The 26445-nt window shown below is 69.9% G+C and carries 21 protein-coding genes, 1 tRNA gene and 1 pseudogene; 12 read left to right on the top strand and 11 right to left on the bottom strand.

Annotated elements, in window-relative coordinates:
* Nucleotides 1–346: 346 nt before the first annotated feature.
* The 6 genes and pseudogenes from hisC (at nt 347) to QFZ76_RS25980 (ending at nt 9808) form a co-directional block, all read left to right on the top strand.
* The gene (gene hisC, locus QFZ76_RS26005) at nt 347–1426 is read left to right on the top strand and encodes a histidinol-phosphate transaminase (RefSeq protein ID WP_266436749.1); all 1080 of its coding nucleotides are present in this window, start codon (nt 347–349) and stop codon (nt 1424–1426) included.
* A 270-nt stretch (nt 1427–1696) separates the two neighbouring features.
* Complete coding sequence (locus QFZ76_RS26000) at nt 1697–3205, top strand: cytochrome ubiquinol oxidase subunit I (protein WP_307675998.1); 1509 nt, start codon at nt 1697–1699, stop codon at nt 3203–3205.
* A gap of 20 nt (nt 3206–3225) precedes the next feature.
* A complete protein-coding gene (cydB, locus tag QFZ76_RS25995; RefSeq protein WP_307675997.1) occupies nt 3226–4233 on the top strand; it encodes a cytochrome d ubiquinol oxidase subunit II in 1008 nt (335 codons plus the stop codon).
* A 90-nt stretch (nt 4234–4323) separates the two neighbouring features.
* Nucleotides 4324–7815 (top strand): thiol reductant ABC exporter subunit CydD, encoded by a 3492-nt coding sequence (cydD, locus tag QFZ76_RS25990; RefSeq protein WP_373464351.1) that lies wholly within the window; start codon nt 4324–4326, stop codon nt 7813–7815.
* 188 nt (nt 7816–8003) lie between these two features.
* Nucleotides 8004–8608: pseudogene (locus QFZ76_RS25985) on the top strand (hypothetical protein); the annotation flags it as partial.
* 126 nt (nt 8609–8734) lie between these two features.
* A complete protein-coding gene (locus tag QFZ76_RS25980) occupies nt 8735–9808 on the top strand; it encodes a M23 family metallopeptidase (RefSeq protein ID WP_307675995.1) in 1074 nt (357 codons plus the stop codon).
* A gap of 22 nt (nt 9809–9830) precedes the next feature.
* On the opposite strand, the gene QFZ76_RS25975 is transcribed toward QFZ76_RS25980, so the two are convergent.
* From QFZ76_RS25975 to QFZ76_RS25945, 7 genes are all read right to left on the bottom strand, one after another.
* Complete coding sequence (locus QFZ76_RS25975; protein WP_307675994.1) at nt 9831–10703, bottom strand: Cof-type HAD-IIB family hydrolase; 873 nt, start codon at nt 10701–10703, stop codon at nt 9831–9833.
* 111 nt (nt 10704–10814) lie between these two features.
* Complete coding sequence (locus QFZ76_RS25970; RefSeq protein ID WP_307675993.1) at nt 10815–11726, bottom strand: LLM class flavin-dependent oxidoreductase; 912 nt, start codon at nt 11724–11726, stop codon at nt 10815–10817.
* A gap of 151 nt (nt 11727–11877) precedes the next feature.
* Nucleotides 11878–12426, bottom strand: a complete 549-nt coding sequence (locus tag QFZ76_RS25965; RefSeq protein ID WP_307675992.1) for an RNA 2'-phosphotransferase — start codon at nt 12424–12426, stop codon at nt 11878–11880.
* A gap of 122 nt (nt 12427–12548) precedes the next feature.
* Nucleotides 12549–13463 (bottom strand): MerR family transcriptional regulator, encoded by a 915-nt coding sequence (locus tag QFZ76_RS25960; RefSeq protein ID WP_307680127.1) that lies wholly within the window; start codon nt 13461–13463, stop codon nt 12549–12551.
* 92 nt (nt 13464–13555) lie between these two features.
* On the bottom strand, nt 13556–14425 hold the full coding sequence (locus QFZ76_RS25955) for a metal-dependent hydrolase (RefSeq protein WP_307675991.1): 870 nt from the start codon (nt 14423–14425) through the stop codon (nt 13556–13558).
* Complete coding sequence (locus QFZ76_RS25950; protein ID WP_307675990.1) at nt 14422–16182, bottom strand: SDR family oxidoreductase; 1761 nt, start codon at nt 16180–16182, stop codon at nt 14422–14424. Before QFZ76_RS25950 ends, QFZ76_RS25955 begins: the two co-directional genes overlap by 4 nt.
* Nucleotides 16179–17018 (bottom strand): M24 family metallopeptidase, encoded by an 840-nt coding sequence (locus QFZ76_RS25945; RefSeq protein ID WP_307675989.1) that lies wholly within the window; start codon nt 17016–17018, stop codon nt 16179–16181. Before QFZ76_RS25945 ends, QFZ76_RS25950 begins: the two co-directional genes overlap by 4 nt.
* A gap of 255 nt (nt 17019–17273) precedes the next feature.
* Here QFZ76_RS25945 and QFZ76_RS25940 point away from each other — a divergent pair, with 255 nt between their 5' ends.
* The 6 genes from QFZ76_RS25940 to QFZ76_RS25915 all read left to right on the top strand — a co-directional run bounded on the left by QFZ76_RS25940 (nt 17274) and on the right by QFZ76_RS25915 (nt 21485).
* The gene (locus QFZ76_RS25940; protein ID WP_307680126.1) at nt 17274–18239 is read left to right on the top strand and encodes an ABC transporter ATP-binding protein; all 966 of its coding nucleotides are present in this window, start codon (nt 17274–17276) and stop codon (nt 18237–18239) included.
* Complete coding sequence (locus tag QFZ76_RS25935; RefSeq protein WP_307675988.1) at nt 18229–19146, top strand: ABC transporter permease; 918 nt, start codon at nt 18229–18231, stop codon at nt 19144–19146. Before QFZ76_RS25940 ends, QFZ76_RS25935 begins: the two co-directional genes overlap by 11 nt.
* Complete coding sequence (locus tag QFZ76_RS25930) at nt 19143–20054, top strand: ABC transporter ATP-binding protein (protein WP_266436761.1); 912 nt, start codon at nt 19143–19145, stop codon at nt 20052–20054. The genes QFZ76_RS25935 and QFZ76_RS25930 overlap by 4 nt, the downstream gene beginning before the upstream one ends.
* An 11-nt stretch (nt 20055–20065) precedes the next feature.
* A complete protein-coding gene (locus tag QFZ76_RS25925; RefSeq protein ID WP_307675987.1) occupies nt 20066–20785 on the top strand; it encodes an ABC transporter permease subunit in 720 nt (239 codons plus the stop codon).
* Nucleotides 20786–20864: 79 nt separating this feature from the next.
* Complete coding sequence (locus QFZ76_RS25920; RefSeq protein WP_307675986.1) at nt 20865–21110, top strand: hypothetical protein; 246 nt, start codon at nt 20865–20867, stop codon at nt 21108–21110.
* A gap of 269 nt (nt 21111–21379) precedes the next feature.
* Nucleotides 21380–21485, top strand: a tRNA-OTHER gene (locus QFZ76_RS25915).
* Between the two features lie 14 nt (nt 21486–21499).
* Here QFZ76_RS25915 and QFZ76_RS25910 read toward each other — a convergent pair.
* From QFZ76_RS25910 to efeB, 4 genes are all read right to left on the bottom strand, one after another.
* Complete coding sequence (locus tag QFZ76_RS25910; protein WP_307675985.1) at nt 21500–22315, bottom strand: HAD family hydrolase; 816 nt, start codon at nt 22313–22315, stop codon at nt 21500–21502.
* Nucleotides 22312–23589 (bottom strand): serine--tRNA ligase, encoded by a 1278-nt coding sequence (serS, locus tag QFZ76_RS25905; RefSeq protein ID WP_307675984.1) that lies wholly within the window; start codon nt 23587–23589, stop codon nt 22312–22314. Before serS ends, QFZ76_RS25910 begins: the two co-directional genes overlap by 4 nt.
* 540 nt (nt 23590–24129) lie before the next feature.
* Nucleotides 24130–25062, bottom strand: coding sequence for a prephenate dehydratase (gene pheA / locus QFZ76_RS25900; protein ID WP_307675983.1), 933 nt, complete (start codon nt 25060–25062; stop codon nt 24130–24132).
* 72 nt (nt 25063–25134) lie between these two features.
* Entirely contained in the window at nt 25135–26445 is a 1311-nt protein-coding gene (efeB, locus tag QFZ76_RS25895; RefSeq protein ID WP_307675982.1) for an iron uptake transporter deferrochelatase/peroxidase subunit, read from the bottom strand.

Genomic DNA, 26445 nt, shown 5'->3' with positions numbered 1-26445 from the left:
CAAGGTCATTGGGTGTCAACTGCCTTGGAAAGCAAGGTAGTTGACACCTTCAATGTCAGGACGTGGCTTGTCGACCCATGCAAGCCTGCCAAGTGGCCCATGTTTCGAAGAGGTCTCAACTCACCTCTATGAGGGATGCGCGCCACGGCGTGAGCCACCGGCGCATAGATATATGTGACAGCGCCCCCGGATTCGTGCACCTTCGGGCGGTGTGATGCCCCTGATGCAGGTGTGGCGGACGAGGTCGGATCCGACCTGTACGCAGCCGCGCCGAATCCTCATAGGGTGAGGAGTATTGGAAGCCGGCGGTGGTGATGGGCCGCCGGTGGTCGCGAGGAGGACTGCGGTGAGCGAGACGAGCCCCAAGCTGCGCGCCGAGCTGGAGGGAATCCCCACCTACAAGCCGGGCAGGCCCGCCGCGGCCGGAGGCCCGGTCGCCTACAAGCTGTCCTCCAACGAGAACCCCTATCCGCCGCTGCCCGGCGTGATGGAGACCGTGACGGCCGCGGCCTCGTCGTTCAACCGCTACCCGGACATGGCGTGCACAGGCCTGATGAACGAGCTGTCCGAGCGCTTCGCCGTCCCACTGTCCCACCTGGCCACCGGCACCGGCTCGGTCGGCGTGGCCCAGCAGCTGGTCCAGGCGACCTCCGGCCCCGGCGACGAGGTGATCTACGCCTGGCGGTCCTTCGAGGCGTACCCGATCATCACGCAGGTCAGCGGTGCCACCTCGGTACAGGTGCCGTTGACGCCGGGTGATGTGCACGACCTGGACGCCATGGCGGACGCGATCACCGACCGGACCCGGCTGATCTTCGTCTGCAACCCCAACAATCCGACGGGCACGGTGGTACGGCGGGCCGAGCTGGAGCGTTTCCTCGACCGGGTGCCGGGTGATGTCCTGGTCGTGCTCGACGAGGCCTACCGCGAGTTCATCCGCGACGCCGAGGTGCCGGACGGCGTGGAGCTGTACCGCAAGCGGCCGAACGTCTGCGTGCTGCGCACATTCTCCAAGGCGTACGGCCTGGCCGGTCTTCGCGTCGGCTTCGCGATCGCCCACGAGCCCGTGGCGGCGGCGCTGCGCAAGACGGCCGTGCCCTTCGGCGTGAGCCAGATCGCACAGGACGCGGCGATCGCCTCGCTGCAGGCCGAGGACGCACTGCTCGGCCGGGTCGGCTCGCTGGTGTGCGAGCGCACGCGGGTGGTCGACGCGCTGCGCGCCCAGGGCTGGACGGTGCCCGAGACCCAGGCCAACTTCGTGTGGCTGCGGCTGGGGGAGAGCACGGTCGCGTTCGCGGCGGCGTGCGAGCAGGCGGGCGTGGTGATCCGGCCGTTCCCGGGCGAGGGTGTGCGGGTCACGGTCGGGGAGAACGAGGCGAACGACATCTTCCTGAAGGTGGCGGAAGGGTTCCGCAAAGAGCTGTAGGGCCGCCCTGTCCCAGGACGGCGGGTGCTGGGCGTCTCGGTTTCACGTGGAACCGAGAAGCCCTTCGCATGCCAGGGCCTACCGGTCCGTCCCTGGTGGGGCCCCTCGGTCCGGCTTAGGGACCCCGCCCTTCCGGTCTCGAACGGGCATGCTGCATAATTGCTTGTGAATGTGAACGCGTTCACAAGCGTGTCCCGGTTGCTCCAGTGATGTGTGTGACAAAAGGGGCAGACCGCCGCTGCACCACGGCGATGTAAGGAGACTGACGACGTGGACTTGGCTCTGGCGCCGGAGACATTGGCGCGCTGGCAGTTCGGCATCACCACCGTCTACCACTTCCTGTTCGTTCCCCTGACGATCTCACTGGCGGCCCTCACCGCCGGACTGCAGACCGCGTGGGTGCGCACGGAGAAGGAGAAGTACCTCAAGGCCACCAAGTTCTGGGGCAAGCTCTTTCTGATCAACATCGCGATGGGTGTCGTCACCGGCATCGTTCAGGAGTTCCAGTTCGGCATGAACTGGTCCGACTACTCGCGCTTCGTCGGTGACATCTTCGGCGCCCCACTCGCCTTCGAGGCGCTGATCGCCTTCTTCTTCGAGTCGACCTTCATCGGTCTGTGGATCTTCGGCTGGGACAAGCTGCCCAAGAAGATCCACCTGGCCTGCATGTGGATGGTCTCGATCGGCACGATCCTGTCGGCCTACTTCATCCTCGCGGCCAACTCGTGGATGCAGCACCCGGTCGGCTACAAGATCAACGAGTCGAAGGGGCGGGCCGAGCTCACCGACTTCTGGCTGGTACTGACCCAGAACACCGCGCTCGCTCAGGCCTTCCACACGCTCACCGCGGCCTTCCTCACCGGCGGCGCCTTCATGGTCGGCATCTCCGCCTTCCACCTGCTCCGCAGGAAGCACATCCGTGAGATGAAGACCTCACTGCGGCTCGGTCTGGTCACCGTCGTCGTCGGTGGCCTGCTCACCGCGGTCAGCGGCGACACCCTCGGCAAGATCATGTTTGAGCAGCAGCCGATGAAGATGGCCGCCGCCGAAGCACTGTGGGACGGCGAGGCGCCCGCGCCGTTCTCCGTCTTCGCCTACGGGGATGTCGACGCCGGCCACAACAAGGTCGCCATTGAGATTCCGGGACTGCTGTCCTTCCTGGCCAATGACGACTTCACCTCGCACGTCCCGGGCATCAACGACGTCAACAAGGCCGAGCAGGAGAAGTTCGGTCCGGGCGACTACCGGCCCAACATCCCGGTCGCCTACTGGGGCTTCCGCTGGATGATCGGCTTCGGCATGACGTCGTTCGCCATCGGACTGGCCGGACTCTGGCTGACCCGCAAGAAGTTCCTGCTGCCCCAGCACCTGCGGGTCGGCGAGGACGAGGTGCCGCATGTGGTCCTCTTCAAGAACAAGGCGCTCGGCCCGACACTCACCCGGTGGTACTGGCGCATCGCGATCTGGACCCTGGCCTTCCCGCTGATCGCCAGTTCCTGGGGCTGGATCTTCACCGAGATGGGCCGGCAGCCGTGGGTGGTCTACGGCGTCCTGCAGACCCGGGACGCTGTCTCCCCCACGGTCTCCCAGGGCGAGGTCATCACCTCCATGATCGTCTTCACCAGCCTGTACGCCATCCTCGCGGTCGTCGAGGTCAAGCTGCTCGCGAAGTACGTCAAGGCCGGCCCGCCGGAGCTCACCGAGGCCGACCTCAACCCGCCCACGAAGATCGGCGGCGACTCCCGTGACGCCGACAAGCCGATGGCCTTCTCGTACTAGGCCGAGGGAGCTGCACAGTCATGGAACTTCACGGCGTCTGGTTCGTCCTCATCGCCTTCCTGTGGACCGGGTACTTCTTCCTGGAAGGCTTCGACTTCGGGGTCGGCATCCTCACCAAGGTGCTCGCCCGCAACCGGCCCGAGCGGCGGGTGCTGATCAACACCATCGGCCCCGTCTGGGACGGCAACGAGGTGTGGCTGCTCACGGCCGCCGGCTCGACGTTCGCGGCCTTTCCCGAGTGGTACGCCACGCTCTTCTCAGGCTTCTACCTGCCGCTGTTGATCATCCTGGTCTCTCTGATCGTCCGGGGTGTCGCCTTCGAATACCGGGTGAAGCGGCCCGAGGAGAACTGGCAGCGCAACTGGGAGCACGCGATCTTCTGGACCTCGCTGATCGCGGCGTTCCTGTGGGGAGTGGTCTTCGGCAACATCGTGCGGGGTGTGAAGCTCGATCAGAACTTCGACTACGTCGGGACCTTCTGGGATCTGCTCAACCCGTACGCGCTCCTCGGTGGACTGGTGACGCTGACGCTGTTCACCTTCCACGGCGCGGTGTTCACGGCTCTCAAGACCGTCGGCGACATCCGGGTGCGGGCACGGAAGCTGGCGACCGGAGTCGGTCTCCTCACGGCTGTGCTGGCACTGGTCTTCCTCCTGTGGACGCAGGTCGAGGGCGGTGACGGCAAGAGCCTGGTCGCGCTCGTCGTGGCGGTGGCCGCGCTCGTCGCCGCGCTCGTTGCGAACCAGGTCGGGCGCGAGGGCTGGTCGTTCGCGCTGTCCGGCGTCACCATCGTGGCCGCCGTGGCGATGCTCTTCCTGACGCTCTTCCCGAACGTCATGCCGTCCTCGCTCAATGAGGAATGGAGCCTCACGGTCACCAACGCCTCGTCGAGTCCTTACACCCTGAAGATCATGACCTGGTGTGCGGCGATCGCCGCACCGATCGTCATGCTCTACCAGGGGTGGACCTACTGGGTGTTCCGCAAGCGGATCGGTACGCAGCACATCGCCGCCGAAGCCACTCACTGAGTCCGACCGGGGTGTGGTTCACCATGGTTTCGCGATGTTTCACGTGAAACACGGTGATCCACACCTCCTGGACCGAAGGGCATGTTTCACGTGAAACCGATCGATCCGCGTCTCCTCCGTTACGCCCGCGCCACCCGGCTCTTCCTGGCGGCGATCGTCGGTCTGGGTGTCGTCGGTGCGGGGCTCGTCATCGCGCAGGCCATGCTCATCGCCGAGGTGGTGGTGGGTGCCTTCCAGCACGGCATGGCGGTCGGTGAACTCAGGGCTCCCCTGCTGCTGTTGACAGCCGTCGCTCTGGGCCGTGCGCTCGTGTCCTGGCTCACCGAACTGGCCGCGCACCGAGCGAGCGCTGCGGTGAAGTCGGAGCTGCGTGGGAGGCTGCTGGAGCGTGCCGTCGCGCTGGGTCCCGGGTGGCTGAGCGGGCAGCGGACCGGATCGCTGGTCGCCCTCGCCACGAGGGGAGTCGACGCCCTCGACGACTACTTCTCGCGCTATCTCCCGCAGTTGGGGCTGGCAGTCGTCGTGCCGGTGGCCGTGTTGGCGCGGATCGTCACCGAAGACTGGGTCTCCGCGGCCATCATCGTCGGCACCCTGCCGCTCATCCCCCTCTTCATGGTGCTGATCGGCTGGGCCACACAGTCCCGGATGGACCGTCAGTGGCAGCTTCTGTCCCGGCTCTCCGGGCATTTTCTCGATGTGGTCGCCGGATTGCCGACCCTGAAGGTGTTCGGGCGGGCCAAGGCGCAGGCCGATTCGATCCGGCGCATCACCGGCGAGTACCGGCAGGCGACCATGCGGACGCTGCGGATCGCCTTCATCTCCTCCTTCGCGCTGGAACTGCTCGCCACGCTGTCGGTGGCACTCGTCGCTGTGACGATCGGTATGCGGCTCGTGCACGGCGACATGGACCTGTACATCGGTCTGGTCATCCTCGTGCTGGCACCGGAGGCGTATCTGCCGCTGCGCCAGGTGGGAGCGCAGTACCACGCGGCGGCGGAGGGGCTCGCTGCCGCCGAGGAGATCTTCTCGGTGCTGGAGACGCAGGTGCCGGAGTCCGGCTCCGCTGCCGTGCCGGCGGGGGGCCTGTCCTTCGAGGGAGTCACAGTCCGCTATCCCGGGAGGTCCGGCGACGCCGTGGCGGACGTGTCCTTCGCCGTCGAGCCCGGGGAGACGGTCGCGCTCGTCGGGCCGAGCGGTGCAGGCAAGTCGACGCTGCTGAACGTATTGCTGGGCTTCGTGCGGCCGGACGAGGGGCGGATTCTGGCCGGGGGAGCCGATCTCGCCGAGGCTGACCTGGAGCAGTGGCGGGCGCGGATCGCGTGGGTGCCGCAGCGGCCGCACCTGTTCGCCGGGACGATCGCCGAGAACGTACGCCTCGCCCGGCCCGACGCCGAAGACGCCGCTGTACGCCGGGCGTTGGGGGACGCGGGTGCGCTGGAGTTCGTGGACGCGCTGCCCCAGGGCGCCGACACCGAGCTCGGTGAGGACGGGGTCGGGCTGTCCGCCGGTCAGCGGCAGCGGCTCGCACTGGCTCGGGCGTTCCTCGCCGACCGCCCCGTGTTGCTGCTCGACGAACCGACGGCAGCGCTGGACGGGGCCACCGAAGCCGAGGTCGTGGAGGCGGTACGGCGGCTGGCGGTGGGCCGCACGGTCCTGCTGGTGGTGCACCGGCCGGCGCTGCTGTCGGTGGCGGACCGGGTGGTCCGGCTGGCTGAACCGGTGAGCTCGGCCCGCACGGAGGCGGGGCCCAGGGCGGCCGAGGTCCGCACGGTCGAGGTCGAACCGGCTCTCGCTCCCGACGCACTCGAGACGATGGCGCCGGCGGCGGACACCCGCGGTGTGCTGGCCCGCGTCCGTGCCATGTCCGGGGCCCGGCGCGGGCGTCTCGCGCTCGCCCTGCTGCTCGGGAGCCTCGCGCTCGGCAGCGCCGTCGGGCTCATGGCCACCTCCGGGTGGCTCATCTCGCGTGCTTCGCAGCAGCCGCCCGTGCTCTATCTGATGGTGGCCGTGACGGCGACGCGGGCCTTCGGAATCGGGCGGGCCGTCTTCCGGTACGCGGAGCGGCTCGTCTCGCACGACGCCGTGCTGCGGATGCTGGCCGACACCCGGGTCGCCGTGTACCGGCGACTGGAACGACTGGCGCCCGCCGGGCTCCGGCAGACCCGCCGGGGTGACCTGCTGTCGCGGCTCGTCGCCGATGTGGACGCGTTGCAGGACTACTGGCTGCGCTGGCTGCTGCCCGCCGGTGCCGCCGTCGTCGTGTCCGCCGCGTCCGTCGGCTTCACGGCCTGGCTGCTGCCCGAGGCCGGCGCGGTGCTCGCCGTAGGACTGCTGGCGGCCGGAGCGGGAGTCCCGCTGATCACCGGTGCCGTGGCCCGGCGGGCCGAGCGCAGGCTGGCCCCGGCCCGAGGCGTGCTGGCCACGCGGGTGACCGATCTGCTCACCGGGACCGCCGAGCTGACCGTCGCCGGAGCGCTGCCCGGACGTACCGCCGAGGCGCGGCGGGCCGACGGGACGCTCACCCGGATCGCCTCGCGCGCCGCCACCGCCACCGCGCTCGGCGACGGACTCACCGCGCTCTTCTCCGGCCTGACCGTCGCTGCCACCGCCCTCGTGGGCGCCCAGGCGGTCGTCGACGGCAGGCTGGGCGGCGTGGCGATGGCCGTCGTCGTCCTCACCCCGCTGGCCGCCTTCGAGGCCGTACTCGGCATGCCCCTTGCCGTGCAGTACCGGCAGCGGGTGCGCAGGAGCGCGGAGCGTGTGTACGAGGTGCTGGACGCACCCGAGCCCGTACGGGAACCGGAGCGGTCCCGGCAGGCGCCCGCGTCGCCGTTCCCGGTCGCGGTCAAGGGCCTCGCCGCCCGTCACGCCGGGCAGGACCGGGACGCGCTCGCCGGGTTCGATCTGACTCTGGAGGAGGGCCGCCGGATCGCCGTGGTCGGGCCGTCCGGGTCCGGCAAGTCGACGCTCGCGCAGGTGCTGCTGCGCTTTCTGGACGCCGACGCGGGCTCGTACACGCTGGGCGGCGTGGACGCGTACGCGCTGGACGGTGACGACGTGCGGCGGCTCGTCGGGCTGTGCGCGCAGGACGCGCACCTCTTCGACAGCTCGGTGCGCGAGAACGTGCTGCTTGCCAGGAAGGACGCCACCGAGGACGACCTGCGTGACGCGCTGAAGCGGGCCCGGCTGCTCGACTGGGCCGACGGCCTGCCCGACGGACTCGACACGCTGGTCGGCGAGCACGGGGCGAGGCTGTCCGGCGGGCAGCGGCAGCGGCTCGCGCTGGCCCGAGCGCTGCTGGCCGACTTTCCCGTCCTCGTGCTCGACGAGCCCGCCGAGCATCTCGACCTGCCGACGGCGGACGCGCTCACCGCCGATCTGCTGGCCGCCACCGAGGGCCGTACGACGTTGCTGATCACTCACCGGCTGGCAGGCCTGGAGGCGGTGGACGAGGTGGTCGTCCTGGACGCGGGTCGTGTGGTGCAGCGAGGTTCGTATGCGGAGCTGGCCGCGGCAGAGGGGCCGTTGCGGGGCATGGTGGAGCGGGAGGAGCAGGCGGATCTGCTGATCGGGGCGTCGTAGGGAGGCGGAGCCCCCAGCCCTTCGTCGTCCGCCCATGGCCTGCCGGCCGAACTGGCCGCGCGGCTGCCGCAGCTGCTCGAGGCGATGCGGTCCGTGGGCAGCGGCCTGGAGCTCCGCGCTGGACCGGATCTGTGACACCGCTGCGGCCCTGACCGGCGCCCGGTACGCGGCGATCGGTGTCCTCGCCGAGGACGGGGAGGGACTCGCCGGAGGCGGAGCGAGCCCTCGCGGTCCAGTTCGCCTCGCAGGCCGGGCTGGCGCTGATGACGGCCGAGGCCCCGCGCGACCGGGAACGGCTCGCGGTGTACGAGGACCGCGACCGCATCGCCCGCCACCTGCAACGCCTCGTCATCCAGGGGCTGTTCGCCAGGTCCGTTCGCCCACCGGAATGATGCTGGAGAGCGCACAGCGCGAGGGCGGACGTGCCCGAGGTGCACAGCGGTGTCGGCAAGGCCGTCGACGAACTCGACGTCCCGCCTGCGCGAGATCGGTCGGCGACCTCACCTGCAAGAACCCGATCGCTGCCCTGCGTGAGGCACTCTCCAATGCCTTCCGGTACGCCGACGCCTCCCGGATCGACGGCATCCTCGACGCGACCGTGACCCTGCCGGACGGGCGGCGCGGAGTCCGGCTGACCGTCGGACGACGGCGTCGGCATCCCCAGAACGGCCGGCGCAGTGGCCTGAGATACCTCGAACGGCGCGCGGAGGCTCTCGGCGGCGACAGCTCACACGGTCCCGGCATCGGAACGGACGGCGGCGGTACGCCGGTGGTGTGGCAGGCGCCCCACTGACGGTCCACGCACGGGAACCGAGACCCCTCCGCAGTCACGCCGTACTAGCCCATCTGCGTCAACCCGTCCCCCAGCTGTACGACTTGAACAGGGCCTTGGGCCGCCGCGCGGGCCAGGATCGCTGACATGCGCTCACCTCGCCGTCATCCGCTGCTCGTTCCGGCGCTGCTGTGCGCGTTCGCCGTGCTCGCAGCCCGGCCCACGGGAACATCCGAGGCCGTCGACGACGGTGAGGACACGCACAGCGCCGCCGACGCCGGGATCAACGCACAGGTACTCCGGCTGTACGAGGACGCGGCCGTGGCGACGCAGCAGTACGAGGCCGGCAGACAGGAGGCCGAGATGCAGCGGGCGCAGGCCGTGCGCTTCGAGGCGCTGCTGGACCGGGAGCGGCGGGGGATCGCCGTCCTGAACGAGGACCTGGGCCGGATCGCACGCGCCCAGTACCGCAGTGGCGGCGGGCTTCCGATCACCGCGCAGATGATCCTCGCGGACAGCCCCGACGAACTGATGCGTGGTCAGCGGGCCGTCTGGCAGGCGGATCTCGCCGTCAACAACGCGATCGACAAGAGCCGCCGGGCCGAGCAACGGCTCGCCGCTGACGAGGCGAAGGCCGAGGCGGCCTGGCAGGAGCTGGACCGGCACACCAGCGAACTCGCCGCTCTGAAGGAGGACATCGAGGCGAAGCTCGACCAGGCACGGTGGCAGTTGCAGGGTCAGGCCGATGCCTCCGTCGCGGCCGGTTCGTGCCGCGGTGCCGTCCGGCTGGACCAGCCGAAGACGGGAGCCACGAAAACCTGGGTCGCCCCCGTGGAGTCGTACGCGCTGTCCGCGGGGTTCGGCAGCGGCGGCGAGCGGTGGGCGAACCGGCACACCGGGCAGGACTTCGCGGTGCCGATCGGGACGCCGGTGCGGGCGGTGGGCGAGGGGCGCGTGGTGAAGGTGTCCTGCGGAGGGCCCTTCGGCATCGAGGTCGTGGTCCAGCACGCGGGCGGCTACTACACGCAGTACGCCCATCTTGCCGCCGTCACCGTCGACCAGGGCGAGAGGGTGAGCCCCGGCCAGTGGGTCGGGCAGTCCGGCACGACCGGCAACTCCACCGGCCCGCACCTGCACTTCGAGGTGCGGGTCACTCCGGAGATGGGCTCGGCGGTGGACCCGGCGTCGTGGCTGTCGGCGCGCGGAGTGAGCCTAGGTTAGCTGTGGAACGGCGACCGGGCCCTCAGCCGGCCCGCTCCACCACCAACCGCTCGATCACGACTGCCACCCCGTCCTCGTTGTTGGCGACCGTCCGCCCCGAAGCCGCCGCGAGTACGTCCGGGTGTGCGTTGCCCATCGCGTACGACCGTCCCGCCCACGTGAGCATCTCGACGTCGTTCGGCATGTCCCCGAAGGCGACGACCTGTTCGTTCGAGATGCCGCGCTCGGCGCAGCACAGGGCGAGCGTGCTGGCCTTGGAGACGCCGGGGCCGCTGATCTCCAGCAGGGCGCTGGGGCTGGAGCGGGTGACATTGGCCCGGTCGCCGATCGCGAGGCGGGCCAGGGTGAGGAAGGCGTCCGGGTCGATGTCGGGGTGATAGGCGAGGATCTTGAGCACCGGCTCGTCGGCGCCGGGGGCGTCCGGCGCCAGCAGATCTTCGGCCGGCGCGAGCGAGTCGGGGGTCTCCATGTGCAGCTTCGGATAGTCCGGCTCCTGGTAGAAGCCGTACGTCTGCTCGACCGCGTACACGGTGCCCGGCGCCGCGTCACGCAGCAGCCGCACGGCGTCCAGCGCGTTCTCCCGTGCCAGCTCGCGCACCTTCACGAACCGGTGGGCGCCGGGGCCGCCGTGCAGGTCCACCACCGCGGCGCCGTTGCCGCAGATCGCCAGGCCGTGACCGTGGACGTGCTCGCTGACCACGTCCATCCAGCGGGCCGGGCGGCCGGTGACGAAGAAGACCTCGATGCCCGCCTCCTCCGCGGCGGCGAGCGCCGCGACCGTGCGCGGGGACACCGACTTGTCGTCGCGCAGCAGGGTGCCGTCGAGGTCGGTGGCGATCAGCCGGGGCGGGAGGGCGGCGGCCGGGGTCTCGGGCTGTCGAGTCGCTGAGGTCACCCGGCCATTCTCCCGCAGATGCCCGCACGCCCGTGCGGGAGCCCGCACAGATGAAGCACAGATGAAGCACGGACGAGGCACAGACGAGGTACAGACGGCAGGTTGCCCAGGTCAGCGTAGCTGGGCAGGCGCCTCCATGGCGATCTGCTCGAAGACCTTCTCGTCCGCCGCGAAGTCGGAGTCGGGGATGGGCCAGTGGATCACGATCTCGGTGAAGCCCAGCTCCTGGTGCCGGCCCGCGAAGTCCACGAACGCGTCCAGGGACTGGAGGGGGCGGCCGCGGTCCGGGGTGAAACCGGTGAGCAGGATCTTGTCGAGCGAGCTCACGTCACGGCCGATCGCGGCACACGCGTCCGCGAGCTTCTCGGCCTGCCCGCGAAGGGCTTGAACCGACTGTTCAGGAGTGCCGTTCTCGTACAGCTTGGGGTCGCCGGTGGTCACCCACGCCTGCCCGTAGCGCGCGGCGAGCCGGAGCCCGCGCGGCCCGGTCGCGGCCACCGCGAAGGGCAGCCGGGGGCGCTGTACACAGCCCGGGATGTTGCGGGCCTCGTGCGCCGAGTAGAAGTCGCCCTCGTACGAGACCCCGCTGGGGCCGTCCTCGACCAGCAGCCGGTCCAGCAGCTGCACGAACTCGGCGAAGCGGTCGGCGCGCTCACGCGGCGTCCACGGCTCCTGCGCGAGCACGGTCGCGTCGAAGCCGGTGCCGCCCGCACCGATGCCGAGCGTCATCCGCCCGCCGGAGATGTCGTCGAGGGAGATCAGCTCCTTGGCGAGGGTCACCGGGTGCCGGAAGTTCGGCGAGGTCACCAGTGTGCCCAGGCGGAGATCGCCGGTGACGGCCGCGGCGGCGGTCAGCGTCGGCACGGCACCGAACCAGGGCCCGTCCCGGAAGCTCCGCCAGGACAGGTGGTCGTACGTGTAGCCGGTGTGGAAGCCGAGCTGTTCGGCACGTGTCCATGCCGAACGGCCGCCTTCGTGCCAGCGGAGGTACGGGAGGATCACGGTGCTCAGACGCAGACTCATGGGTCCGAGCGTATGCGGCCGATCGTGTTTCACGTGAAACAGTCACCGCCAGTCATCACACCCGGCCGCTCAGCGACGGACTGAGGTAGTGACGCCAACGCCCGCGGCGTCAGTGATGGGCAAGTGGTCCACGCCACCGACCACGCGATCGTCAATGAGCTTCCGGGAACCGCAGATACCGCGGCGGGACCGCCTTCGTCAGCCACACCCCGTTCGCGCTGACGTGAAAAACGTGGCCGTCGCGGTGCATGGCGCCCGCGTCCACCGACAGCACGACAGGGCGGCCGCGGCGGGCGCCGACACGTGTCGCGGTCTCTCGGTCCGGGGAAAGGTGCACGTCGTGGCGGTTCATGGGCCGTAGCCCCTCGGCACGGATCGCGTCCAGCGAACCGGCCACGGTGCCGTGGTAGAGGTACGCCGGCGGGGTCGCCGGAGGCAGTCCGAGCTCGACGTCGATGCTGTGGCCCTGACTGGCGCGGATCCGGGCGCCGTCGATCGCGAAGCGCTGCTTGTCGTTGGCGGCGACCACGTGGTCGAGTTCCTCGCGGGTGAACCGGAAGCCGTGCGCGGCGGCTGCCGCGATCAGCGTGTCGATCTCCACCCAGCCGGCGTCGTCGAGGATCAGCCCGATCCGCTCCGGCTGATGACGCAGGTGCTTCGACAGATATTTGGACACCTTCACGGTGCGTCTTTCATCCACCCCGCCAGGGTGCCGGGCGAGACCTGAATCACGCGAATGATTTTGCTCCGGATGTTTGATCCACAGCCAAGTACAGTTATCCACAGGGGAATTGGCGATTCTGTGGACAACTAGCCTTGGATTCAGGGCGTTTCGCCAAGATCGTCTGACGCCACGTGACGTGCGGCGAGCCGGTCCAAGGAACGGGCCCGGGCCTCCCGTTCGGCGGCGAGAGCGATGAACTCGGCCGCCTGCTCGACCCCAACCAGCCTCTCGACGGCCCGCATTGTCTCCACGGGAATCGCCACGTCACGCGTCCGCTCGGCCGGTGCCGGGACGTCGCCCGTAGCGAGGTGCTCCCTCAGATGCCGGACCGCCAATGAGCGCATCGCCCGGGCGAGTTCCGCGTCCACGGTCTGCTGGGCGAGCGGCCGGAGCCGTCGTACGAGGGAGGCCGCCTCTGCCGCGTCGGCGTCCGTGGGGCGGTGCGGTCCGTCCAGGTAGCGGGCGAAGACGTGCTCGGTCGTGAACTCCAGGAAACGAACAGCGATGTTCTCGACCCGTCCTCTCAACTCCCGCAGATGGGCGGAGATCGCGGACAGCGGCACCCCGGCCGCGTGCAACTCGGCGGCCACCGCGAGCTCTTGGGGACTCGGCACGAGGAAGGAGTTGTCGTCCCCCGGCACCGGCTCCAGCACGCCCAGCTGCACGGCCTCGGCGACCGCCGCGTCGTCGGGGACACCGCCGAACCGCTCGTCCAGCTCGGCGCGCGAGATCCGCACCGACTCCTCGGCGGTCCACGGACCGTCCACCTCGGCGACCAGGCCGAGCACCCCGCCCAGGCCCCGGCCCGCGTCCCACGCCTCCAGGAGCTCCTTGATGGAGGCAAGGGTGTAGCCGCGGTCCAGGAGGTCGGCGATCTGGCGCAGGCGCACGAGGTGGGCGTCGGCGTAGACGTTGGCGCGGCCGCGGCGCTCGGGGAGGGGGAGCAGCCCGCGGTCCTGGTAGGCACGGATGGTGCGGACCGTGGCGCCGCTGAGGTGCGCCAGGTCCTCGATCCGGTAGGCGGGAGCCTCGGCCCGCCGCCCGTACTCCTCGGTCCGGTGCCCGTAATCCTCGGTTCGTGGACCGGAACCTCCGGCGCCGCCCGTCACGAGGCAGCCCTCGCCGCCGGTGACCTCCTCAGGTACTCCACCGCCCGGCTCAACGACCCCTCCTGCGACGGGTGGTAGGACCGCCGGAAGTAGCGGGGTATCGCCGCGCCCAGCTCCCGCCAAGCGGGCAGCAGACCCTTGCGTACGGCCTTTTCGTGCTCGGCGAGGGAGTAGCGCAGGCGGCCCGCGAGCTGTGGGTCGTGGCGCATCAGATATGCCGTGCCCCATACCCACAGGTACAGCATCACCGGTGCGGTGACCGCCATGCCCGCGATGCGACGGGCGTACCGGGGTGTGCCGGTGCCGCCGCAGTGCTGGTACATGTCGAAGGCGACCGCGCGGTGTTCCACCTCCTCGGCGCCGTGCCAGCGCAGCAGATCGAGCATGACCTCGTCGGCGCGGGCCCGGTCGAGGCCGTCGGCGGCCAGCACCCAGTCGCCGAGGACGGCCGTGAACTGCTCGATCGCCGCTACGACCGCCAGCCGGAAACGCAGCCACTCCCGCTCGGGTATCGGCGCGCCGAGCGGCGGGCGCTCGCCCAGCAGCCGCTCGAAGAGGAAGTCGACGTACCGGGTGAACTCCGCGGTGTCGAGACGGTGCGCCTTGAGGTGGTCGAGCACGTGCGCGTGCTGGACGCTGTGCGTGGCCTCCTGGCCCATGAACCCCTTGACCTCGGCCAGCAGTTCGGGGTCCCTGACCAGCGGCAGACCTTCCTTGAAGACCCGCACGAACCACCGCTCCCCCGCCGGCAGCAACAGGTGCAGCACATTGATCACATGCGTCGCGGTCGGCTCGCCGGGTATCCAGTGCAGGGGCGTGTGCGACCAGTCGAAGGAGACCCTGCGCGGGGTGATCCGTGCGCTCACAGCGGAGGCTCCAGACGTGCGATCGCCCGCAGCACCCTGGGCGTGAAACGGGACATGAGGTGGGCGCCGCGCGCCTCGGGCGTCACCGGGACAACCGCCTCGTTCCGCGCCACCGCCCGCAGGATCGCGTCGGCGACCTTCTCCGGCGGGTAGTTGCGCAGCCCGTACAGGCGGGCGGTCCGCTTCTGGAGCCGCTTCTCCTCGGCGGCGTCGACCCCGGCGAAGCGAGCGGTCGAGGTGATGTTGGTGTTGACGAAGCCGGGGCATACGGCTGTGACGCCGATGCCCTGGCCTGCCAGCTCCGCGCGCAGGCACTCGCTGAGCATCAGCACGGCCGCCTTGGAGGTGCTGTAGGCGGGCAGCGCCTTGGAGGGCTGGTACGCCGCCGCCGACGCGGTGTTGACGATATGGCCGCCCTGCGCGCGGTCGGCCATCTGTTTGCCGAAGAGCCGGCAGCCGTGGATCACGCCCCACAGGTTGATGTCGAGGACCTTCTTCCAGTCCTTGGGGGCGGTGTCGAAGAATGACCCGGACAGGCCGATGCCGGCGTTGTTCACCAGCACGTCCACCACGCCGTACTCGGCGGCGACCTTCTCGGCGAGTTTCTCCATGGCCTGCTCGTCGGAGACGTCGACCGTCTCCGCCCAGGCCTCTGGCGCACCGAGCAGCCGGGACAGCTCGGCGGTGCGCACGGCGGCCTCGGCGTCCCGGTCGACGGCCACCACGCGTGCGCCGGCCTCGGCGAACGCGAACGCCGTGGCCCGCCCGATGCCGCTGCCCGCACCGGTGACCAGCACGAGCTGTCCGCCGAACCGGTCGGCGTACTTCCCGGTCGCCTTCACCGCATCAGGCCTGCCGCCCTCCACGGACGTCACGAACTGCGAGATCCAGGCCGCCAACTGGTCGGGCCGGGAGCGGGGGACCCAGTGCCTGGCCGGGATCGTGCGCCGGGCCAGCTGCGGAACCCAGTGCTCCAGGTCGTCGAAGAGGTTCTCCGAGAGGAACGCGTCTCCCAGGGGCGTGATGAGCTGCACGGGCGCGTGCGCGTACGCGTCCGTACGAGGACGGCGCAGCCGGGTCCGTACGTTGTCCCGGTACAGCCACACTCCGTGCGCCGCGTCCGTCGGCAGCGAGGAGGTCGGGTAGCCGCCGCCGGGGACCTTCTCGAGGCGCTCCAGGATCCTCGGCCAGTACGTGCCGAGAGGGCCGCGCCAGGCCAGTTCGGGCAGCACAGGCGTCTGCAGCAGGTACACGTACCAGGACTTGGCGCCCTGGCCGAGCAGCTGGCCGACCCGGCGCGGGGTGGGACGCCTGACACGCTTGTTGATCCAGTGACCGAAGTGGTCGAGGGACGGCCCTGACATGGACGTGAAGGAGGCGATCCGGCCCTCGGTGCGCCGGACGGTGGTGAACTCCCAGGCCTGCACCGAGCCCCAGTCGTGCCCCACCAGGTGCACCGGCCGGTCCGGGCTGACCGCGTCCGCGACGGCGAGGAAGTCGTCCGTCAGCTTTTCCAGCGTGAACCCGCCGCGCAGCGGCCGCGGTGCGGTGGAGCGGCCGTGGCCGCGGACGTCGTACAGCACCACATGGAAGTGGTCGGCCAGCCGGGAGGCGACCTCCGACCACACCTCCTTGCTGTCCGGATAGCCGTGCACCAGGACGACCGTCGGCCCCGAGGGATCCCCCAGTTCGGCGACGCACAGCTCGACCCCGCCGGTCCGCACCCGGCGCTCCCGCACACCCGCAGGCAACGTCACTTGTCCTCCGCCCAGCGCCGCACGTGCGGCAGATCGTCGTCCAGCCAGAAGGCGCTCTGCTCGGGGTCCGCGGAGTCGGTGACGACCAGGATCTCCTCGAACTTCGCGCCCGTGCCCCGGAAGCCGAGGTGTGGTTCGACCGCCCACAGGCCCGGCTGCGGCGGATGGTCGGAGAAGCGGTACGGCGACCACAGCGGCGACCAGCCCTCCCGGTGGCCGTGCAGCGCGTCGGCCGCCAGGCCCTTCAGGGACCGGGTGCCGAACCCGAAGACGTGCGGTGACCAGCGGCGCTCCGGCACGCGGTCCACCTTGTGCGCAATCACGCCGAAGGGGTACGCGCGGTGGCGGTTGGCGTAGCCCTGGCGGGCCATGAGGCGGTCCACGTCCTCATAGATCTCCCGCAGCGGGCGCCGCTCGCGCACTTCGCGCAGGATCAGCTCGCGGTGCGCCTCCAGGTCGTCCATCAGCCGGTTCTGCACGGGGTTGACGCCCAGGGAGCCCGAGTACCCGATGTCCGCGGTGCAGCCCTCGTACAGGGGAGCCATGTCCAGGATGAACGGCATCCCCGGCTCCAGCGGGCGGTCGGTCGGGAAGAACTGCAGCGGCACCCGGAAGTTCACGAACGCCGTGCGGTCGCCGAACCAGGCGAAGGGCAGGTGGAACCAGTCGCGCACACCCCGCTCGCGCAGCCAGGTGCGCTGCATCCGGGCCGCCTCGCGCTCGGTGACGCCGGGTTTCAGCTGCGCTGCGACCGCCTCCGCACACTCGTAGGCGAGGCGCTGCACCTTCCTGAACCCCCGCAGTTCCGCGGTGAGTTCACCTGCTGCCGTCGTCATTCCCAACGCCCACCCGTCCCCGTCGATCGCGGTACGTGCTCGTAACGTGACACTGGCGAATGTGACAGTCGTTAGAGGCTGCGTCAATAGGCCCGCGACGGCCTGTGGACAACCGCGTGGATGTGGACAACCGGGGACGCGTTGTTCGACCTGAGGGGGACCCTTAGGGACCCGTACGCCTGGAGTCTGATACCAAGACGACCCTGCGGAGTGACGACCGGCGTGGTACAGGTCACTACCTTCGTAGACGTGACTGTGATCGCGACCGAAAGCCTGAGCAAGCGGTTCCCCCGGGTGACCGCTCTTGACCGGCTCTCCGTGGACGTCGGGCCCGGTGTGACCGGACTCGTCGGAGCCAATGGAGCCGGCAAGTCCACACTGATCAAGATCCTTCTGGGTCTGTCCCCCGCCACCGAGGGCCGCGCCGAAGTGCTCGGCCTCGATGTCGCCACCAAGGGCGCCGCCATCCGCGAGCGGGTCGGCTACATGCCGGAACACGACTGCCTGCCGCCCGACGTCTCGGCCACCGAGTTCGTCGTCCACATGGCGCGCATGTCCGGCCTGCCGCCCACCGCCGCGCGCGAGCGCACCGCGGACACCCTGCGGCACGTCGGGCTGTACGAGGAGCGCTACCGTCCCATCGGCGGCTACTCCACCGGCATGAAGCAGCGTGTGAAACTCGCGCAGGCCCTCGTCCACGACCCGCAGCTGGTCCTCCTGGACGAGCCGACCAACGGCCTCGACCCGGTCGGCCGCGACGAGATGCTCGGCCTCATCCGCCGCATCTACACCGACTTCGGCATCTCCGTCCTGGTCACCTCCCACCTGCTGGGCGAGCTGGAGCGCACCTGCGACCACGTGGTCGTCGTCGACGGCGGAAAGCTCCTGCGCTCCAGCTCCACCACCGACTTCACCCAGATCACGACCACCCTCGCGATCGAGGTCACCGACACCGACGCGCACCCGGACGGCACCCGCGCGGTGCGCGACGCGCTCCACGCGCGCGGGATGGACATCCTCGACAGCGGCGCGGGCCTGCCAGGCGCCGGCCACGTACTGCTGCTCACCGCGCAGGGCGAGGAGACGTACGACCTGGTCCGCGACGTGGTCGCCGACCTCGGCCTCGGCCTGGTGCGCATGGAACAGCGCCGGCACCACATCTCCGAGGTCTTCACCAACGAGGACGAGCAGCGGAAGGAGGCCGTCGGTCATGGCGGTTGAACAGCCCATGCGGACACCGGCGGCACCGTCGGGTGACCAGACCCGCATCCACAACATCGGCTACCGCAGCTACGACGGCCCGCGCCTGGGCCGCTCGTACGCCACGCGTTCCCTGTACTCGCAGTCCCTGCGCGGCTCCTACGGACTCGGCCGCTCGGTCAAGTCCAAGGTGCTGCCGATGCTGCTGTTCGTGGTGATGTGCGTGCCCGCGGCCATCATGGTCGCCGTCGCGGTCGCCACCAAGGCGAAGGACCTGCCCGTCGACTACACGCGCTACGCGATCGTCATGCAGGCCGTCATCAGCCTGTACGTCGCCTCGCAGGCGCCCCAGTCCGTCTCGCGCGACCTGCGCTTCAAGACCGTACCGCTGTACTTCTCGCGGCCCATCGAGACCGCCGACTACGTACGCGCGAAGTTCGCCGCCCTGGCCTCGGCGCTGTTCATCCTGACCGCCGCTCCGCTGCTGGTGCTCTACGTGGGCGCCCTGCTGGCCAAGCTCGACTTCACCGACCAGACCAAGGGATTCGCACAGGGACTCGTCTCGGTGGCACTGCTCTCACTGCTCTTCGCCGGCCTCGGCCTGGTCATCGCGTCGGTCACCCCGCGTCGCGGCTTCGGCATCGCCGCCGTGATCGCCGTCCTGACCATCTCCTACGGCGCGGTCTCCACGCTCCAGGCCATCGCCGACGCGCAGACCAGCACCGGATCCATCGCCTGGATCGGCCTGTTCTCGCCCATCACGCTCATCGACGGAGTGCAGTCCGCGTTTCTGGGCGCGAGCTCGGCGTTCCCCGGAGGGGTCGGGCCGACGAACGGGGAGGGCGTGGTCTACGTCCTCGTCACCCTCGGCCTGATCGCCGCCTGCTACGGCCTCATGATGCGCCGCTACCGAAAGGTCGGACTGTGACCACGCTCAACATCGACCACGTCTCGCGCTGGTTCGGCAACGTGGTCGCCGTCAACGACATCACCATGACGATCGGCCCCGGCGTCACCGGCCTGCTCGGCCCCAACGGCGCCGGAAAGTCCACCCTCATCAACATGATGGGCGGCTTCCTGGCCCCCTCCACCGGCACCGTCACGCTCGACGGCGTGCAGGTGTGGCGCAACGAGAACATCTACAAGCACATCGGCATCGTCCCCGAGCGCGAGGCGATGTACGACTTCCTCACCGGGCGCGAGTTCGTCGTCGCCAACGCCGAGCTGCACGGCCTGGGCGCCAGAGCGGCCCAGAAGGCGCTCGCCACGGTCGAGATGGAGTACGCCCAGGACCGCAAGATCTCGACGTACTCCAAGGGCATGCGGCAGCGCGTGAAGATGGCGAGCGCGCTCGTCCACGAGCCCTCGCTGCTCCTGCTGGACGAGCCCTTCAACGGCATGGACCCACGCCAGCGCATGCAACTGATGGACCTGCTCAGGCGCATGGGCGACGAGGGCCGCACCGTGCTGTTCTCGTCCCACATCCTCGAAGAGGTCGAACAACTCGCCCGGCACATCGAGGTGGTCGTCGCCGGACGGCACGCGGCCAGCGGTGACTTCCGCAAGATCCGCCGCCTGATGACCGACCGCCCGCACCGCTACCTGGTGCGCTCCAGCGACGACCGCGCCCTCGCGGCCGCGCTGATCGCCGACCCGTCGACGTCCGGCATCGAAGTCGACCTGGCGGAGGGCGCGCTGCGCATCCAGGCCGTCGACTTCGGCCGCTTCACGGCCCTGCTGCCGAGGGTGGCCAGGGACCACGGCATCCGCCTGCTCACCGTCTCGCCGTCCGACGAGTCGCTCGAGTCCGTCTTCTCGTATCTCGTCGCGGCGTAGGAGGCCGAAAGATGTACGACCCCACAGTCGCCCGACTCACCTACCGCGCCCTGCTGGGCCGGCGCCGGGCCCTCATCCTGGGCGCGCTGCCCCTGCTGCTGATCGCGATCTCCGTGGTGGTGCGCGGCCTCGCCGGCGCCGACGACCAGACCGCGTCCGACCTGCTGGGCGGGCTCGCGCTCGCCACCATGGTGCCGATCATCGGCGTCATCGCGGGCACGGGCGCGATCGGCCCGGAGATCGACGACGGCTCCGTGGTCTACCTGCTGTCCAAGCCGATCAAACGGCCGACGATCATCTTCACCAAGCTGATCGTCGCGATCGCCGTGACGATGGTGTTCTCCGCGGTGCCCACCCTGATCGCCGGCTTCATCCTCAACGGCAACGGCCAGCAGATCGCCGTCGCCTACACGGTGGCCGCACTGGTCGCCTCCATCGCCTACGCGGCGCTCTTCCTGCTGCTCGGCACGGTGTCGCGGCACGCGGTGGTGTTCGGGCTCGTCTACGCGCTGGTCTGGGAGGCCCTGTTCGGCTCCCTGGTGGCCGGGGCACGCACGCTCAGCGTCCAGCAGTGGTCGCTGGCGGTGGCCCAGAAGGTCGCCGGCGGAGACCTGGTGACCTCCGACGTCGGGCTGACGACGGCGACGGTCCTGCTCGTCGCGGTCACCGTCCTGGCGACCTGGTACGCGGGGCAGAAGCTGCGCTCGCTGACGCTGGCGGGCGAGGAGTAGACGCCCCGCTTATTGACAGGGGCTTCACCTCGGTCCGGGCACACTGGGCAAAAGCGGGCGCACGGCTGGGAGGGCGGGGATGGCGGTGGCGGACGAGGCGTCACAGGACGAGAGTCGCGGACGGTTCGGGGACGAGGCCTGGGACGACCTCGTCCTGGACGAGGACTTCATACGCTCGGCCGAGACCGCCGAGCCGTCCGCACGGGCCCGGATGCTTGCCGAGCGCTGGCGCAAGGAGAAGCCCGAGCCGCAGCCATGGCGTTCCGACGAGCCGCCCGCAGGGTGGTTCTTCAGCAAGCGTCGGCGCAGGTGGCGGCGGCGCTAGGAGAACACGCGGGCCGCTTTTATTCAGTGGCGCCGAACTCGGCGTACCGGCACATTGGTTGTGTCCAGGACGCCGGAGCGAACCGGCGCCACGTACTGGGGAGGAGTTCGACGATGTCCATGCACGACAGTACGTCGAGCTCCCCACAGGGCAGCCCGCGGCGGACTCCGGAGTAGTTACTCCTCCGTCGAGTCCGCCCATACGGGGAGCTGCCCGGGGCGGCCGCTTCGAGCACGTGGCGCAGTGCGCTCGCGTGAGGCCGCCCACCCGGAGGATTGGCCGAGTGGTAAGGCACTGGCTTGCGCTGTGTTCAATTAAAAGCAAGTCAAGGTCGGGCCTGAAAAGCCCGCGCACGTTCGATCCGTGCATCCTCCGCCGAGTACGGAAGTTCAGCTCAGCAACCGCTCCAGCACCACCGCGATCCCGTCCTCCTCGTTGGAGGACGTCACCTCGTTCGCCACCGCCTTCAGCTCCTCGTGGGCGTTGGCCATCGCCACGCCGTAGGAGGACCAGCCGAACATCGGGATGTCGTTGGGCATGTCGCCGAAGGCGATCGTGTCGGCGGCCTTCATGCCGAGCCGGCGGGCAGCCAGGGACAGGCCCGTGGCCTTCGACAACCCCAGCGGAAGCAGCTCGACGATGCCCGCGCCGGCCATCGCGACGGTGACGAAGCCGTCGGCGGCCTGGCGGGAGGCCTCGGCCAACTCGTCGTCCGTCAGCGTGGGGTGCTGTATGTAGATCTTGTTCAGCGGGGCCGTCCAGAGGTCGGCCGCGTCCGTGAAGGGTGTCGCGGGGAGCTTGCCGGTGACCGCGTAACCGGGGCCGACCAGCACCTCGCCCTCCAGCCCGTCCCGGCTCGCCGCGAGGTACAGCGGGCCGACCTCCGCCTCGATCTTGGCCAGTGCCACGCCGGCCAGCTGCCGGTCCAGCGTCACCGACGTCAGCAGGCGGTGCTCCCCGGCGTCGTACACCTGTGCGCCCTGGGCGCAGACGGCAAGGCCGTCGTAGCCGAGGTCGTCGAGGATGTGGCGGGTCCACGGGGCCGCGCGGCCCGTCACGACGATGTGCGCGGCGCCCGCCGCGGTGGCCGCGGCGAGCGCGTCACGGGTGCGCTGCGAGACCGACTCGTCGGACCGCAGGAGCGTTCCGTCGAGGTCGGTCGCGATCAGGCGGTAGGGAAAGCCCGGGGCGGCGGACGTACTCACTTGGCGACCGGCTCCAGGATCTCCCGGCCGCCCAGGTACGGGCGGAGCACCTCGGGGACCCGGACGGAGCCGTCGGCCTGCTGGTGGTTCTCCAGGATCGCCACGATCGTGCGCGGTACGGCGCACAGCGTGCCGTTCAGCGTCGCCAGCGGCTTGACCTGCTTGCCGTCACGGAAGCGGATCGACAGGCGGCGGGACTGGTACTCGGTGCAGTCCGAGGTCGAGGTCAGCTCGCGGTACTTGCCCTGCGTCGGGATCCACGCCTCGCAGTCGAACTTGCGGGCGGCCGAGGAGCCGAGGTCGGCGGAGGCCACGTCGATGACCCGGAACGGCAGTTCCAGCGACGTCAGCCACTGCTTCTCCCACTCCAGCAGGCGCTGGTGCTCGGCCTGCGAGTCCGCCGGGTCGACGTACGAGAACATCTCGACCTTGTCGAACTGGTGGACGCGGAAGATGCCGCGGGTGTCCTTGCCGTGCGAGCCGGCCTCGCGGCGGAAGCAGGGCGAGAAGCCCGCGTAGCGCAGCGGGAGGCGGTCGGCGTCGATGATCTCGTCCATGTGGTACGCAGCGAGCGCGACCTCGGACGTGCCGACGAGGTAGAGGTCGTCCTTGTCGAGGTGGTAGACGTCCTGGGCCGCCTGGCCGAGGAAGCCGGTGCCGGCCATCGACTGGGGGCGGACCAGCGCGGGCGTCAGCATCGGCGTGAAGCCGGCCGCCGTGGCCTGCGCGATCGCCGCGTTCACCAGGGCGAGCTCCAGCAGCGCGCCGATCCCGGTGAGGAAGTAGAAGCGCGAGCCGGAGACCTTGGCGCCGCGCTCCACGTCGATCGCGCCGAGGATCGTGCCGAGCTCCAGGTGGTCCTTGGGGTCGAAACCCTCGGCGCCGAAGTCGCGGATCGTGCCGTGCGTCTCCAGCGTGACGAAGTCTTCCTCGCCGCCCACGGGCACCTCGGGGTGCACGAGGTTGCTGAGCTGGAGGGCGAGCTCCTGGGTCTCGGTGTCGGCCGCGTCGCGCTCGGCGTCGGCGGCCTTGACGTCGGCGGCGAGCTGGCTCGCCTTCTTCAGCAGCTCGGCCTTCTCGTCTCCGGAGGCCTTGGGGATGAGCTTGCCGAGGGCCTTCTGCTCGGCACGCAGCTCGTCGAAGCGGACGCCGGACGACCTGCGCCGCTCGTCGGCAGACAGGAGAGCGTCGACGAGCGCGACGTCCTCTCCACGGGCGCGCTGCGACGCACGCACACGGTCGGGGTCCTCACGGAGCAGACGAAGGTCAATCACGTGACCAAGGCTACCGGTGCGGGGTCACGGCTCACGACTCACTATTCCGGGCTGCCCAGAATCGCGGCTTACGTCACGTTCTGCGGTAATTGTCGATCGTGTCAATAAAACGCGTCTCACTCCCTGGGACGGGGCATGCGACGGGCGTCGGGTTGACTCGATTCCCTTGTGCGGAGCGGGATTTGGGATGTCCTTCGTCCACAGAAATCCACAGCGCCGAAAAGTTATCCACAGGCTGTGCGAAAGATCTGTGGATGCCGGAAGTGATCAATCCGGGCCGGGTGTGCGAGGCGAGGGATTCCCGACCCAAACCAGCGTCACATCCACTTTCGGGTGGAAATGAGTCGCTCCAAAGGATGGCGTGAGGGAAACGGGTGGACGAAGAGTGACCTACGGGACTGTGGACGAACTTGAGGGCTGTAGGGCGATTTGTCGACTGGGTGGCACTTCGTTGTCGACTTGTCCCCAGGTCGAGAAGCCCACCTGTGGATAACTCCTGTGGATAACGAAAATATGCAGGTAGGAGCAGCTGGAAACGTCCTAGAAACGTCCGTCCTGGCATCGCGCCACCCACTCCGCCGCCGACACGAACTCGCCGTCCGAGGTCCCCGGGAACGGCAGGCGTACATCCGCCACCTCCACGTCCGCGCGCGGGTAGGAGCCCAGGAAGCGCACCTGGAGGCAGATCCGCTTGAGCCCCGTCAGCGCCTCGGCGACCCGGCGGTCGGAGATGTGGCCCTCGGCGTCGATGCAGAAGCAGTAGTTGCCGATGCCCTCGCCGGTGGGCCGGGACTGCAGCAGCATCAGGTTGATGCCCCGGGTGGCGAACTCGCCGAGGAGATCGCGCAGGCCGCCCGGATGATCGTCGCGCTGCCAGATCACGACGGACGTCTTGTCCGCGCCGGTCGGTGCGGCGGGCCGGGCGGGCCGGCCGACCAGTACGAACCGGGTCTGGGCGTTCTCCGCGTCGTGGATCCCGGTCTCCAGGGCCTCCAGGCCGTACCGGGCGGCCGCGAACTCGCCCGCGAAGGCGGCGTCGTAGCGGCCCTCCTGGACCAGCCGGGCGGCGTCCGCGTTCGACGCGGCCGACTCCCAGATGGCGTCCGGGAGGTTCTTCCTGAGCCAGTTGCGCACCTGCGGCTGGGCGGCCGGATGCGCGGAGACCGTCTTGATGTCCGACAGCTTGGTGCCGGGCCGGACCAGCAGCGCGAAGGTGATCGACAGCAGCACCTCGCGGTAGATCATCAGCGGCGCGCCCGCGACCAGCTCGTCGAGCGTCGTCGTGATCCCGCCCTCGACGGAGTTCTCGATCGGCACGAACGCGGCCTCGGCCTCCCCGGCCCGCACCGCGTCGAGCGCGGACTGCACGGACACGTACGGGATCAGCTCCCGGGTGGCCGCCTCGGGAAGCGTGCGCAGGGCGACTTCGGTGAAGGTGCCCTCAGGGCCGAGATACGCATAGCTCGCTGGCATGACCTCACCCTAATGGGCCTTGCGAAACACAGCGCACGTATCTCATGGCAGCCACTCCACGGAGCGACGAGGTCACCCCTCCAGCAGCCGTTGCCCCACGTACTCCCCCTCCGCCGCCCCGCCCGGCACCGCGAACAGGCCGCTCGCCTCGTGGCGGATGAACCGGGACAGGGCGTCGCCCCGGTCGAGCTTGCGCTGGACGGGGACGAAGCCACGCAGGGGGTCCGCCTGCCAGCAGACGAAGAGGAGGCCGGCGTCGGGGACCCCGTCGCCGTCGAAGCCGTCGTGGTACGAGAAGGGGCGCCGGAGCATCGCCGCGCCCCCGTTCTGGTCGGGCCGGGTGATGCGGGCATGCGCGTTGATCGGGACGACCAGGTTGCCCTTGGCGTCGGTCTTCTCCAGGTCCATGTCGGTCGTCTCGGTGCCTCCGGACAGCGCCGCCCCGTTGGACTTGCGGCGCCCGATGACGTCCTCCTGGGCCGTGACCGGGAGGTTCTCCCAGTCGTCGAGGAGCATGCGGATACGGCGTACGACGGCGTAGGAGCCGTTGGCCATCCAGGAGGACTCCCCGGTGGACGGCACGAAGATCCGCTGGTCGAAGTCCGGCTCGCTCGGCTTCGGATTGCGGGTGCCGTCGATCTGACCCATCAGGTTCCGGGCCGTCATGGGATGCGATGTGGCGCCCGGCGAGCGGTTGAAGCCGTTCATCTGCCAGCGGATGCGGGCCGCGCTGCCCGCGTCCTTCTGGATCGCGCGCAGGGCGTGGAAGGCGACCAGCGCGTCGTTGGCGCCGATCTGCACCCACAGGTCGCCGTCGCTGCGCTTCTTGTCGAGGTGGTCGGAGGAGAAGTCGGGCAGTGGGTCCAGGGCGGACGGGCGCTGCTTCTCCAGGCCGGTACGGGCGAAGAAGCTGTGGCCGAAGCCGAAGGTGACCGTCAGCGAGGACGGCCCGGCGTCCCGGGCGACATCCGTGTCCTCCTGCGTCGCCGCCTCGCCCGCCATCAGCCGCTGTGCCGTCTGTGACCAGCGGCGCAGCAGCGCGGCGGCCTCCTTGCGGCCCGCCCCCGCCGCCAGGTCGAAGGCGACGAGATGGCCGCGGGCCTGGAGGCCCTGGGTGATGCCGGGCTGATGTTTCCCGTGAAACATCACCTGATCGGCGCCCACGGAGGTGAGCGGGGTGGCCTCGGCCGGGCGGGCGGCGTATCCCACGGCACCGCCGGACGCACCGAGGACGAGCCCGGTGGCGCCGGCGGTGCTCAGCAGCTTCCGCCGCGAAAGGCCCTCCAAAGAGGAGGCATGTTCGGAAGCACCCTCTTCGAGAGCGTCGACAGCACCCTCTTCGAGAGCGGGAGTACGGGCCTCCGGGACGGACTGGTCAGTCAT

It is taken from the genome of Streptomyces sp. V4I2 (assembly GCF_030817655.1).
Lineage (GTDB): Bacteria > Actinomycetota > Actinomycetes > Streptomycetales > Streptomycetaceae > Streptomyces > Streptomyces plumbiresistens.
This window is presented reverse-complemented; position numbering and strand designations above follow the sequence as displayed.